Origin of the sequence: Clostridium kluyveri (genome assembly GCF_001902295.1) — a bacterium.
GTDB lineage: Bacteria > Bacillota > Clostridia > Clostridiales > Clostridiaceae > Clostridium_B > Clostridium_B kluyveri_B.
In genome coordinates this window covers 3,043,885-3,056,498 of sequence record NZ_CP018335.1, presented here as the reverse complement: position 1 = coordinate 3,056,498, position 12,614 = coordinate 3,043,885, and the positions used below count along the sequence as shown (strand labels likewise).

Here is a 12,614-nt window from a genome sequence, read left to right as displayed (position 1 = left end):
TGTGCATGAATGTGAAAAATACGTGTGGAGCAATAGAATAAGTAAGATGATCTTGTGCTGTAAGTAAAATAATTCATATCATACATTTAAGTGAAAAGAATAATTTAAATTACGTAGAATAATCGAAATATAGAGTATAATATATATAAGAATTTGCATTATTTAGTTAGGGGTGTGAAGTAAATTGGGAGCTGAAAAAGTAAAAATAGATTTGAATTTATCTAATGATTTAATACCACTTATAGAAGATCTAGGACTTTCAAAATCTTTAAATGATAATATAACTATATCAATAGCAATTGCATTATTTACAAGTAAGTCTGTATCATTAGCTCGTGCAGCTGAGATAGCAGAAATGAACCTTGTAGATTTTATGGATTTACTTAAAAATAAAAATATACCTTGGAATGAATATACAGAAGATGAATTTCGTCTTGATCAAATTGCACTAAGAGATTTAAAAGACGAATTAGGAGCTAACAAAAATGACTAAAGTTGTATGTAATTCAAGCCCAATCATAGGGCTAAGTATTATTAAAAAGTTAGATTTGCTATGGGAGATTTTTGATGAGGTTTATATTACAGAAGAGGTTTATAAAGAAATAACAATAGCTGAGAAAATTAACAAAATGGGTGCAAGTGAACTAATAGAAGCTATTAAAAACAATCATATTAAGGTGTATAGTGTAAAAAATAAGATGTTAGTGAAACAGTTGTATGGAAGACTCCACCGAGGAGAACTTGAGGTTGTGGTTGCGGCAAAAGAATTGAAAATAAAAAGGGTAATAATAGATGATAGGTCAGCTAGGCATTTTGCAGAGACAGCTTTGTTAAGAACAATCGGATTGATGGGAATTTTATTATTATCAAAAGAGTATAAAAAAATTGAAAGTGTAAAAAAGTATCTAGATGTATTAATAGAAAACGGATTTAGAATATCCGTAAAATTGTATAATGAAATTTTAAGATCAGCAGGAGAATTGGACTAAGAATCATTTTAAAAGCAAATAGAAAAACTCTTGATAAAGTTTCAAGGGTTTTTTATGCATTTTAAAAAAGGAGAAAAAGAAATGTGTCCAAGAAAACCACCAAAGCCCTGTAGCTACCCCAACTGTCCTGAACTGACCTACGGAAGGTACTGTGAAAAGCACCAGAAAGAAATGGACAGGAAATACAGCAGTACAAACAGACCCTTTAAATACTTATATAACACTGCCAGGTGGAAGAGGCTGAGGAAACAATTCTTATAGGAATATCCACTCTGTGTAGAGTGTAAAGCTAAAGGTGTCATTAAAGCTGCAGCTGTTGTGGATCATATCAAAGCCCATGAAGGTGATGAAAAATTGTTCTGGGACGAGAGCAACTGGCAGCCTTTATGTAAGTCCTGCCATGATAGAAAGACTGCTAAGGAAGATGGCAGATGGGGAAAGAAAGGAAGGGTTTACCCTTATGACTTTAAATAAAAATGTTATCCACAGACTGTTTAAAATATCTGTGGATAAGCTGTGGATAACCTGTGAGTAAAAAGTGTCGGGGATAGGGGGGGTAAATCCTCTAAGCCTTGCGGCAGAAGGCCGGTCGGTCCCCTTCGTGTGGGAAAACGCATAATTTCATGGGCGGGGATGTGAATTTTGAGGAATTGTTTTAAACTGCGGGGTGAAAAAATATGTTAGATAAAGGGCAGAAATATGAAATTTTAAAGCTTAGAAAGAAAGGCTATGGATATAAAAGTATATCAAGTATTTTAAAAATAAAAAGAGATACTGTAAGAAATGTATGTAAGGCTTATAACCTTACAGGATATGGACAGCCAATTGGAGGTGATATTGAAGACCTTATAAATATACCAAAGAACTGCCTTTACTGCGGAAAGGAAATAAATTCAGAAGATCGCAGGGGCAGAAAATCAAAATTCTGTTCGGATAAGTGCAGGAGGACATGGTGGAGCAAGAACAGTGATAAGAAAAATAAAAAGGCGTGGTATACTTTTATATGCAAAAACTGCGGCATAGAATTTAAAGCCTACGGCAATAAAAACAGGAAGTTTTGTTCTGTTAGATGTTCAAATGAACATAGATTTGGTGGCACCGCTCAAAGTGAGTAAGGTGTTTTTTTATGTTAAAAATGGGAGGTGAATGCAGTGAAAAAGGACAGAAAAATTAAAAATAATAGATATAGATGAATTAATATCCTATGTCAATAATGCAAGAACCCACAGTAAAGAGCAGATAACAAAAATCAGAAGCAGTCTGCGTGAATTTGGCTTTGTAAACCCGGTTTTAATTGATAAAGATAAAAATATTATATCTGGACATGGCAGAATTTTGGCAGCAAAGGAAGAGGGAATAAAAGAAATTCCATGTGTACTGGTTGAACATTTAACTGAAGCACAGAAGAAAGCATATATCCTTGCTGATAACAAACTGGCACTGGATGCAGGGTGGGATAATGAGATTCTGGCATTAGAAATTGAAGCTTTAAAGGATTTAGATTTTGATATTTCCCTTACAGGTTTTGATGCCGCAGAGATAGATGATTTATTTTCTAACGTCCATGATAAGGAAATCAAAGAAGATGATTTTGATATAGACAGTGAATTAAAAGAACCTGCTATATCAAAACAGGGAGATGTATGGCTCCTTGGAAAACACAGACTTGTCTGTGGTGACAGCACTAAAGCTGAAACTTATGAGGTTTTAATGGAGGGGAAGAAAGCAAATCTAGTTGTAACGGACTTGCCCTATAATGTAAATTATCAAGGGGTTGCCGGTAAAATAAAAAATGATAATATGGGCGATAAGGAGTTCTTTGAATTTCTTCTAAAGGCTTTTAAAAATATGTATGATAATATGGCAGATGGTGCTCCTATTTATGTATTTCATGCTGATAGAGAAACTGTTAACTTTAGAACTTCTTTTAAAGAAGCAGGGTTCTTCTGTCATCAAACATGTATATGGGTAAAAAATGCTCCGGTACTAGGAAGAAGTGACTACGTCTATATGCATGAGCCTATTATCTATGGTTGGAAACCAACATTGGGACATAAATGGTATTCAGATCGCAGACAAAAAACGGTGTGGAATTTCGATAGACCAACAAAATCAGAACTCCATCCAACTATGAAACCATTGAATTTAATAGCCTATCCTATAAAGAATTCAAGTATTTCAAATTGTATTATCCTTGACCCTTTTGCCGGAAGTTTTTCCACAGGGATAGCATGTGAACAGACGGACAGGATTTGTTATGCTGTAGAACTTGAAGAAAAATTTGTAGATGTAGCAGTTAAAAGATATATTGAGCAGGTTGGAACTGACAAAGGGGTATTTCTTATTAGAGATGGAGTTAAGATTGGATATAAAGATGTATTAAAGGAGCTTGAGTAGGTGTGTGATTTTATTTTGATAGAATTTATCATATATAACTTGCTATATACCCCTTTCAGAGGTAATATACACACTGCAAGAAGGTGATAAACACACTTTGAAAGGGGTAGGAAACATTGAAAAGCCAGAAGTTCGGAATAGAAATAGAATTTACAGGATTGACAAGGTATATGGCAGCTAAAAAAGTTGCAGAGTTTTTTAAAACAAAGCTAGAGCATATTGGAGGCAGCTATGATAAATACCACATTAGAGATGGAGAAGGCAGAGTTTGGAACATAGTTTCAGATGGAAGCATTGACCCAGAGAAAAAAGAAAAGGGAGAAGTTATATCGGCACCGGATACCTACAAAGTTGAACTGGTAAGTCCGGTACTTAACTACAGTGACATTGAACCCCTGCAGGAGCTGGTAAGAAAACTTAGAAAAGCAGGAATGGTTGTGAACAAAAGCTGCGGAATCCACATACATATTGACGGGTCAAACCACACACCTTTAAGTCTTAAAAACCTTGTAAATTTAATTGCAAGCAAAGAGGAACTGCTTTATAAATCCCTCGAGATAGACACTGAAAGGCTCAGATACTGTAAAAAGGTAAACGAGAAACTTTTAAGTACTATAAATAAAAAGAAACCAAAAACTTTGGAGGAACTGGCAGATATCTGGTACCAAGGTTATGGCAGTGAATCAAGGAAAAGGCATTACCATAGGAGCAGGTACCACGGATTGAATCTCCATAGTATTTTTGATAAAGGCACAGTGGAATTTAGACTCTTTAACAGCACCACCCATGCTGGTAAAATTAAAGCATACATCCAATTTTGCCTTGCAGTAAGTCATCAGGCCATAAGACAAAAGTCAGCCAGCAGCAAAAGAACCATAACTGACAATGAAAAATACACCTTCAGGTGCTGGATGTTGAGACTGGGACTTATAGGGAAAGAGTTTGAAACCTGCAGGCACCATTTTCTAGCAAACCTTGAAGGAAACCCGGCCTGGAGGTACATAGCTTAAAAATTTACGAAAGGAGTACAGGGTAATGAAAAATAAGATATATGCAGCTTACGGTTCTAACATGAACCTTAAGCAGATGAAACGAAGATGTCCAAAGGCAAAAGTTGTAGGTATAGGAGAAGTTAGAAATTATAAATTGACTTTTAGGGGAACTAGCAGCGGCGTTGCAAATATTGAGGAAAGTTCTAAAGGGGCAGTACCTATTGTTTTATGGGAGATAACCAAAGAATGTGAAAAGGCACTGGATATTTACGAAGGGTATCCAAAGATGTATGTTAAAAAGGATATTCAGGTTGTTACAAAAGAGAGTACAGTTACTGCAATGGCTTATGTTATGGCAAAAGAATATGAAAAGCTTCCGGCAGAGCCTGTAAGATACTACGTTGATGTCATTAGACAGGGATATGTAGATAATAAAATACCTATAAATGTTTTAATGGAAGCAGTTGATGAAAATATTAAAGAACTGAAATTTTAAGAGCTTGCTTAGGTAGGCTCTTTTTTAATCAGGATTGGAGGTGAAACCTATGGCACAGAGGGGAAGAAAACCAAAACCTACTGCTTTAAAAGTTCTTGAAGGAAATCCAGGAAAAAGACCTTTAAATGTAAATGAACCAAAGCCTGAAAAGAAGGCACCTAAATGTCCCACATGGCTTGAATCGGAGGCTAAAAAGGAATGGAGAAGAATGAGTAAGTCACTTGAAGCTATAGGTATCTTAACAAAAGTAGATGCGGCATCCTTTGCAGGATACTGTCAGGCTTATGCAAGGTGGAAGGAAGCAGAAGAATTTTTAACAAAACACGGCACTATTTTTAAAACTCCATCCGGGTATATTCAGCAGGTGCCCCAGGTTTCCATTGCCCAAACCTACCTTAAGATTATGAAAGATTTTTGCTCTGAGTTTGGACTTACACCTGCTTCAAGGACGAGGATAAGTATAGGAGTAGAAGAAACTGCAAATACAGATGATCCAATGGAAGATATTTTAAGGATGGTTTAACTTATGTTTGATGAGAAAAAGGCTGAAAGGGTAGTGAAATTTATTAATAATCTTAAGCACACAAAAGGTGTGTGGCATGGAGTTCATTTTGAACTTTTACCCTGGCAGGATAAAATAATCAGAGATATATTTGGCACTATTAAAAATGACGGATTTAGACAATACAATACAGCGTATGTAGAAATACCTAAGAAAAATGGAAAGAGTGAAACCGCAGCAGCAGTAGCACTGTATCTTACCTGTGCAGATAATGAATGGGGGGCAGAAGTTTACGGCTGTGCTGCAGACAGGCAGCAGGCATCCATTGTATTTGATGTTGCTGTGGAAATGGTAGAACAGTGTCCTGCTCTTAAGAAAAGAATAAAACCGGTAATATCACAGAAGAGGCTTGTTTATATTCCTACAGGAAGTTATTATCAGGTTTTATCTTCAGAAGCTTTTAGTAAACATGGACTTAACGTACATGGAGTTATCTTCGATGAACTGCATGCACAGCCTAACAGAGAATTATATGATGTTATGACAAAGGGCAGTGGAGATGCAAGAATGCAGCCGCTGTTCTTTTTAATTACGACCGCGGGAACGGATAGAAATTCCATATGTTATGAGGTACATCAAAAAGCAGAAGATATTTTAAAAGGTAAGAAAATTGACAAAACCTTTTATCCAGTTATTTATGGAATTAAAGATGAAGACGACTGGAGCTTAGAGGAAAATTGGTACAAAGCCAATCCTTCCCTTGAATATACCATACCTATTGAAAAAGTCAGGGATGCCTTTGGAAGTGCAAAAGAAAATCCAGCAGAAGAAAATATATTCCGCCAGCTGAGATTGAATCAGTGGGTAAAACAATCCGTAAGGTGGATGCCTATGGATATATGGGATAAATGTTCTTTTGAAGTTAATCCTGAAAAACTAAGAGGAAGAGAGTGCTATGGTGGACTTGACTTATCAAGCACCAATGATATTACAGCTTTTGTTTTAATTTTCCCTCCAACACAAGCAGATGATAAATATCATGTTCTTCCATACTTCTGGATACCGGAAGATAATTTAAAACTTAGGGTTAGAAGAGACCATGTACCATATGATGTATGGCAGAAACAGGGCTTTCTTAAAACTACAGAGGGAAATGTTATTCACTATGGCTTTATAGAAAACTTTATAGATGAACTTGGGACTAAATATAACATAAAAGAAATAGCTTTTGACCGCTGGGGAGCTGTGCAGATGGTACAAAATTTGGAAGGTTTAGGTTTTACAGTAGTACCCTTTGGACAGGGATACAAGGATATGAGTCCGCCTACAAAGGAGCTTATGAAAATAGCTTTAGAACAGAAAATGGCCCATGGGGCACATCCAGTTTTAAGTTGGATGATGGATAATGTTTATGTTAGAACTGACCCTGCGGGAAATATAAAACCTGATGAATCAAAGTCCACTGAAAAGATAGATGGGGTTGTGGCACTTGTTATGGCACTGGATAGGGCAATAAGGAGAGAAATGAAAGAAAATGTTTATGAAAAAAGAGGGATGAGAAGTTTACTTGATTAGGAAGTGATATTTTGAAGTTTATAGATAGATGTAAGTTGTTTTTAACTCCACAAAATGCATTATTTGAAGTGCTGCAGAAATATTCCCAAGATTTTTTAGCTGGAGAAGATGTACCTGCGGACAATTTTAAAGTGGACACAGATACAGCCATGGGTTTTTCAGCAGTTTTTGCCTGTAACAAGGTGCTTTCAGAAACACTTGCCAGTTGCCCCATATTTCTTTATGAAAAAGATGATAGGGGAAACAGACATCAGGTAACAGATACCCCCGAATATGGAGTTCTCCATTATGCACCAAATGCTGAAATGACACCAGGACAATTTAAGGAGTTTGGTATGACAAATATTAACCTTGGCGGCAATTTTACAGCACAGAAAGTTTTCAATCTTCATGGAGAACTTTTAGAACTAAGACCCATATCCTGGGAAAGGGTAAGGATTGATATAGATAAGGTTACAGGAAGACTCCTTTATTTTATAGACGGAAAAACTGAACCTAAGATAAGAGATGAAATACTTCATATTCCGGGACTTACTTTAGATGGTTATATAGGAATAACCCCTCTTAGTTATGTAGCTTTAACTGTTGATATCGGGTTATCCCAGGATAAATTTGAAAGAAACTTTTACCACAACAGGGCATCGACAAGTGGAATATTTCAGTATCCAAATGAACTCGGGGAGGAAGCATTTCAAAGGCTTAAAAAGGATATTAAGAAAAACTATACAGGGCTTTCCAATGCAGGAGTTCCAATGATACTGGAAGGCGGAGGACAGTTTAAGGAAATCACCATGAAGCTTACAGATGCACAGTTTTTAGAATCTAAAAGATTCAGGATAGAAGATGTGTGCAGGATATTTAGGGTGCCCCTCCACCTAGTACAGGATTTAACGAGGTCTACTAACAATAACATAGAGCATCAGAGCCTTGAATTTATTGTATACACTATGCTGCCCTGGTTTAAAAGATGGGAAGAAAATTTAAATTTACAGCTTTTATCAAAGGACTCAAAGAGGAGAAGTAGATATTTTGAATTCAACATAAGTGGCCTTCTCCGCGGAGATATTAAATCCAGATATGAAGCCTATGCTCAAGGCAGGCAGTGGGGATGGCTTTCAGTTAATGATATCAGAAGGCTTGAAAATATGAATCCTATAGAGAACGGTGACCGATATTTGGAACTTCTAAATATGGGTGAAGCAGGTAAACAGCAAGACCAGCTTAAGGCTTTAAGGGAAGAAGTATTTAATTTAATGAGTGAAGGGAAGTGATTTAATTGGCATTTTGGAATTTTAAAAATAGTGAAGAAAACGAAGAGGAGATAGAACTTAGAATTGATGGAGATATTGCCATGGATGATGATTTCTGGTCCATGTTATTTGGAATAGAGAACGTAACACCAAAAGGTTTTATGGCAGAACTTGGCCAGTACAAAGGGAAAGACATAAATGTGTGGCTTAATTCTTACGGTGGAAATGTGTACGCAGCTTCAAGAATTTATACAGCATTAAAGGAACATACAGAAAAAGTAAAGGTAAAAATAGATGGTGTTGCATATCGGCAGCTTCTGTAATTGCTATGGCAGGGGATGAAATTCTTATGTCACCAACATCAATTTGTATGGTTCACAACCCCTGGGGGAGCTTTCAAGGGGAATCTAAAGACTTAAGGCATGGTGCAGATGTACTTGATGAGGTAAAGGAAACTATAATTAATGCCTACCAGTTAAAAACAGGTAAATCAAGGGCAAAGATATCACAGATGATGGATGAGGAAACCTGGATGAGTGCTAAAAAAGCAGTTACTGAAGGTTTTGCAGATGGGATTCTTTATTCTGAGAGTGAAGGGGAAACTGCACAAAATTCCTTTATGTTCAGTAGGCTTAGGGTACAAAATAGTGTAAATAACAGCATTAGAAAATTTATAGAGCAGTATAATAAAAGATTTAAGGAATTAAAACAAGATGGGGAAGCCAATAAAATTAAATTACTAAAAGCAAGACTTGCCTTAGAGTGTGAACTTTAAGGTTTTTATTATGTAAAATTTGAAAGGCAGGTAATGAGTATGTCAGAGAAAATGAAAGAATTATTAGCACAGCTTACCAAGTTGGAAACAGAATCTAAGAACCTTATAAATAAACAGGATGTAACAGCTGAGGAAATCACTGCAAAGCTTTCTGAAATTAAAGCACATAAAGCCAAAATTGAAGCACAAAAAGAAATTGATGTACTAGAGGAAGAAAGACAAAAGCAGGCACAAATACCTGTAAATGAGCCAATATATGCAAAGCCTAAAGACCCTAGTGAGAAAAAATGGAAGGGAGGTATGGGAGAATTTTTACAGGCTGTGGCAACTGCATCTTCACCCGGTGGAAGAATGGATAACAGACTTGTATACCAGAATTCAGCCGCAGGTTTAAATGAAAGTGTAACTTCTGAAGGTGGCTTTATGTTGGATAATGATTTTATACAGGGGTTATTTGACGCAATGATGGCAGAAAGTCAGGTGGCAAATAGGATAAGGATGATTCCAATAGGCGCAAATACAAACAGACTCAGGGCACTTGGTATTGATGAAACCAGCAGGGCTAATGGAAGCAGGTGGGGAGGAGTTCAGGCTTACTGGGTAGCCGAGGCTGAAACTGTTACACAGTCCAAACCAAAGTTTAGAGAAATTGATATGGCACTGCAGAAACTACTGGCACTTTGTTATGTCACAGATGACCTGCTTCAAGATGCTACAGCTCTTGAGGCAATAGTAAAGCAGGCCTACGCAGATGAGATGTCTTTTAAAATTGACGATGCCATAATAAATGGAACTGGAGTTGGAATGCCCCTTGGAATATTAAATTCAAGTGCACTTGTTTCGGTGGCAAAAGAATCCGGTCAGTCTGCAGGTACTATAAAATATGAAAACATACTTAAAATGTGGAGCAGTATGCTCGCAAGACTCAGGGCAAATGCGGTGTGGTATATCAATCAGGAAATTGAACCTCAGCTTTATACTATGGCTTTAAATATTGGAACAGGAGGAGCACCTGTATTTTTACCTTCCGGTGGAGCTTCGGCTTCACAATACAGCACCCTTTTAAACAGACCAATAATTCCGATAGAGCAGTGCTCTGTGCCTGGTAAAAAAGGAGACATCATACTTGCAGACCCGACCCAGTATATTGGAATAGATAAAAAAGCACCAACGGCAGATGTATCAATACATGTGAGATTCTTATTTGACGAACAGGTATTTAGATTTATTTATAAATTCAATGGTGCACCTTACAGAAATAAGCCTATTACACCTTATAAGGGAGCTAATGCGTTAAGTCAATTTGTGACTTTGGTTGATAGATAGGAATTCAGGGGGTTATATCAGAAATAACTTGAGAGTGTAAACTAATAGTAGTTTCTGATATAATATCTACAAATGTTATTACGACTTTGTAATTTATTATGACATACTGCTGTCATATTCAGTGTGATATTATATAAAAAATAAAAAGGTAATTATCCATATAAGGAGATGAATAAAACTATGGCTTATAAATTGAGGGAAGTAACAGTAAGAACGAATAATTCTGAAGAAGGAACAAAAGTAATTAGTGAAATCTGGGAAGATATTGTCAGTGGAAAACTACCCATTCTTTTTGATACCGAGCATATGTTTCAACAAGGCGTTTCTCCAGTTTCAAAATACAGTAATTATTCCAGTGATGAAAGTGGGGATTATGACCTTACAATAATGGCTGTAACAGCTGGCTTTTTTCGAAAAATGGAAACAGCAGTAAGTAAAGGCCTATATAAAAAATATGATGAAAAAGATGAAAGTGGAGAGATAGGTGTATGTACAAGAAAGGCATGGGAAAAAGTGTGGCTTGAACAAAAATCAGGCAATATAAAGAGAGCATTTACCCAAGATTATGAGAGTACCGTTCCCGGCGAATATACGAAAGATGGAAAACCACATTGTTATTTATATATTGCCATTAAGTAGAATAAAAAAATAAGATTGTGAACATAGTACAAAGCTGACAAATTCCAATTATTGTTTAAGGTTAAACATGATAAATGGTAATTTGACAATTTAAAAAAATAAGTTGAAATACATTTTAAAGCATTATATGATGAATTCAGGCATCGATGTACTCTATTAAAAAAGAAGGTAAGTTATGGATATTAATATTGAAATGATATCATCATATAAAATTGCTTATATACGAAAAACAGGTCCTTACGGTTCAGAGAATGTACAAATAATGGAACAATTAAAAAGTTGGGCTAGAGAAAAAAACTTATTTAATGAAAGTTCAATTATATTAGGAATAGCCCAAGATAACCCTCAATTCACAGAACCTAAAGATTGTCGTTATGATACATGTTTAGTTGTTTCGGATGAATTTGAGGTTGATAACAAGTATATTAATTTTGGAAAAACTATCGGTGGAAAATATTGCGTATTTAAAATAAGTCATACGATAGATGCTATGCAAAAAGCATGGATGGAGATATTTTCGGAGTTATCAAAAAGAAATTATGAATTTGATGATAGAAGACCTATTCTTGAACGCTATACAATGAAGATGATAAATAAGCATTATTGTGAAATTTGCGTACCAATATTATAAAAGAATATTAAAACAAATTCTAAATTTAAGATTGAGTATTATAAATAGTAATTTGATGCATAGGTTGATGTATAGGTTATTTAGTAATCTTTCCGGTAAGACAAAACATAACACAAAAAGTCGGGAATAACCGCTTGAAAAGAGATAAGATATGTGTACAGACAGGGGATGATGATTATGGGATGGATTGAAGGAATCGGTGAAGCTATCAACTATATTGAGGAGAATATCACTGAAGAAATCACAATAAAAAATATTGCAAAAAAAACATTTATGTCTCCGTTCTATTTCCAAAAAGGCTTTGCAATGCTTTGTGGTTTTACGGTCGGAGAGTATATCAGACAACGCAGGCTTACCATTGCCGGTAGTGAGCTTGTTTCTACTGATGAAAAAATCATTGATATTGCACTGAAATATGGCTATGCCTCACCAGATAGTTTTACAAAAGCTTTTACTCGATTTCATGGTGTCACACCCACTGCTGTTCGAAAGGATGGAGCAATGATTAAATCGTTTGCTCCTCTGAAAATTAAATTTTTATTGGAAGGCGGTTATATTATGGATTACAAAATTGTTGAAAAAGATTCGTTTACTGTCATGGGCGTATCAAAGGTGTTTAAATATGATAGTGCAACTACAGAAATTCCACAGTTTTGGACAGAGCATTATCAAACAGGAAAGGGGAAATTTGTATGCGGAATGTACGGAGTATGCATAGATGAGAGCATGGGTTCAGATGAGTTTGAATATTTGATTGCAGACAATTATAATCCGCCTATAGAAATACCTAATGGTTTTGTTACAAAGATTATTCCTAAACACACGTGGGCTGTTTTTGCTTGCAAGGGCGCAATGCCGAAATCTCTGCAAGATGTAAACAGAAAAATCTTCTCAGAATGGCTGCCTAATTGCAAGGGCTATGAAATTGCAGCAGGTTATAATATTGAAATGTACACTAATACAGCTGATTATCCGCAAGGTAATCAAGATGAAAACTACTATAGCGAAATTTGGATTCCTGTTAAGAAAAAATAACTACGTA

15 protein-coding genes and 1 pseudogene are annotated in these 12,614 nt (G+C 35.8%); all 16 read left to right on the top strand.

Annotation, left to right across the window (positions count from 1 at the left end; translation table 11 throughout):
* Positions 1-184: 184 nt before the first annotated feature.
* The 16 genes and pseudogenes from BS101_RS14710 (at position 185) to BS101_RS14640 (ending at position 12,607) form a co-directional block, all read left to right on the top strand.
* On the top strand, positions 185-493 hold the full coding sequence (locus tag BS101_RS14710; RefSeq protein WP_083585741.1) for a UPF0175 family protein: 309 nt from the start codon (positions 185-187) through the stop codon (positions 491-493).
* The gene (locus tag BS101_RS14705) at positions 486-989 is read left to right on the top strand and encodes a DUF3368 domain-containing protein (protein WP_073539502.1); all 504 of its coding nucleotides are present in this window, start codon (positions 486-488) and stop codon (positions 987-989) included. The genes BS101_RS14710 and BS101_RS14705 overlap by 8 nt, the downstream gene beginning before the upstream one ends.
* Before the next feature lie 54 nt (positions 990-1,043).
* Positions 1,044-1,250 (top strand): hypothetical protein, encoded by a 207-nt coding sequence (locus BS101_RS24410; RefSeq protein WP_347472779.1) that lies wholly within the window; start codon positions 1,044-1,046, stop codon positions 1,248-1,250.
* Between the two features lie 57 nt (positions 1,251-1,307).
* Positions 1,308-1,463: an HNH endonuclease signature motif containing protein gene (locus tag BS101_RS24405; RefSeq protein WP_347472778.1), complete on the top strand. Its 156-nt coding sequence runs from the start codon at positions 1,308-1,310 to the stop codon at positions 1,461-1,463.
* A 203-nt stretch (positions 1,464-1,666) separates the two neighbouring features.
* Entirely contained in the window at positions 1,667-2,104 is a 438-nt protein-coding gene (locus BS101_RS14695; RefSeq protein WP_073539501.1) for a helix-turn-helix domain-containing protein, read from the top strand.
* 61 nt (positions 2,105-2,165) lie between these two features.
* Positions 2,166-3,386, top strand: a complete 1,221-nt coding sequence (locus tag BS101_RS14690) for a site-specific DNA-methyltransferase (RefSeq protein WP_073539500.1) — start codon at positions 2,166-2,168, stop codon at positions 3,384-3,386.
* Positions 3,387-3,502: 116 nt separating this feature from the next.
* Positions 3,503-4,396 (top strand): amidoligase family protein, encoded by an 894-nt coding sequence (locus BS101_RS14685; protein WP_073539499.1) that lies wholly within the window; start codon positions 3,503-3,505, stop codon positions 4,394-4,396.
* A 25-nt stretch (positions 4,397-4,421) separates the two neighbouring features.
* Complete coding sequence (locus BS101_RS14680) at positions 4,422-4,874, top strand: gamma-glutamylcyclotransferase family protein (protein ID WP_073539498.1); 453 nt, start codon at positions 4,422-4,424, stop codon at positions 4,872-4,874.
* A 49-nt stretch (positions 4,875-4,923) separates the two neighbouring features.
* The gene (locus BS101_RS14675) at positions 4,924-5,397 is read left to right on the top strand and encodes a phage terminase small subunit P27 family (RefSeq protein WP_073539497.1); all 474 of its coding nucleotides are present in this window, start codon (positions 4,924-4,926) and stop codon (positions 5,395-5,397) included.
* Positions 5,398-5,400: 3 nt separating this feature from the next.
* On the top strand, positions 5,401-6,951 hold the full coding sequence (locus BS101_RS14670; RefSeq protein ID WP_073539496.1) for a terminase large subunit: 1,551 nt from the start codon (positions 5,401-5,403) through the stop codon (positions 6,949-6,951).
* An 11-nt stretch (positions 6,952-6,962) separates the two neighbouring features.
* A complete protein-coding gene (locus BS101_RS14665; RefSeq protein WP_073539495.1) occupies positions 6,963-8,222 on the top strand; it encodes a phage portal protein in 1,260 nt (419 codons plus the stop codon).
* A gap of 80 nt (positions 8,223-8,302) precedes the next feature.
* A pseudogene (locus tag BS101_RS23975) lies at positions 8,303-8,976 on the top strand (head maturation protease, ClpP-related).
* A gap of 39 nt (positions 8,977-9,015) precedes the next feature.
* A complete protein-coding gene (locus BS101_RS14655; protein WP_073539494.1) occupies positions 9,016-10,302 on the top strand; it encodes a phage major capsid protein in 1,287 nt (428 codons plus the stop codon).
* A 180-nt stretch (positions 10,303-10,482) separates the two neighbouring features.
* Positions 10,483-10,941: a hypothetical protein gene (locus BS101_RS14650; RefSeq protein ID WP_073539493.1), complete on the top strand. Its 459-nt coding sequence runs from the start codon at positions 10,483-10,485 to the stop codon at positions 10,939-10,941.
* A gap of 175 nt (positions 10,942-11,116) precedes the next feature.
* Entirely contained in the window at positions 11,117-11,572 is a 456-nt protein-coding gene (locus BS101_RS14645; RefSeq protein ID WP_073539492.1) for an AraC family transcriptional regulator, read from the top strand.
* Between the two features lie 177 nt (positions 11,573-11,749).
* On the top strand, positions 11,750-12,607 hold the full coding sequence (locus BS101_RS14640; RefSeq protein WP_073539491.1) for an AraC family transcriptional regulator: 858 nt from the start codon (positions 11,750-11,752) through the stop codon (positions 12,605-12,607).
* Positions 12,608-12,614 lie beyond the last annotated feature (7 nt).